A 434-nucleotide genomic window follows, 5' to 3' on the forward strand; every position below is an offset into this window, starting at 1 on the left:
AACCTGCCCAATGCCGAGCGTATCGCCGTAGCCAGCAATGCCGAAGCAGCGCGTTTGGTTGCCGAATCTGACAGCCCGAATGTGGCCGCCATTGCCGGACGTATCGCCGCGGAAATTTATCAGTTGAGTTTTGCCGCCGAGTGCATCGAAGACGAACCGAACAACACCACGCGCTTCTTGGTGATGGGTCATCAAGAAACCGGCCGCAGCGGCAACGACAAAACCTCTTTGGTCGTATCTGCGCCCAACCGTGCCGGTGCCGTTACTTCCTTGTTGCAACCCTTCACCGAGTTGGGCATTTCCATGACCAAATTTGAAAGCCGCCCAAGCAAATCGGTTTTGTGGGAATACCTGTTCTTCATCGATATCGAAGGCCATCAAAGCGATGAAAATGTCCAAAAAGCCTTGCAGCTTTTGGGCGAACGCGCTTCCTT

Annotated in this window: 1 protein-coding gene; it reads left to right on the plus strand. The window is 53.9% G+C overall.

Annotated elements, in window-relative coordinates:
- Positions 1-434, plus strand: a 434-nt coding sequence (locus tag ACTHTS_RS11345) for a prephenate dehydratase (protein WP_440370099.1), incomplete at both ends; no start/stop codon positions are given.

Origin of the sequence: Neisseria sp. P0019.S003 (genome assembly GCF_051957115.1) — a bacterium.
GTDB classification, from domain to species: Bacteria; Pseudomonadota; Gammaproteobacteria; order Burkholderiales; family Neisseriaceae; genus Neisseria; species Neisseria flavescens_D.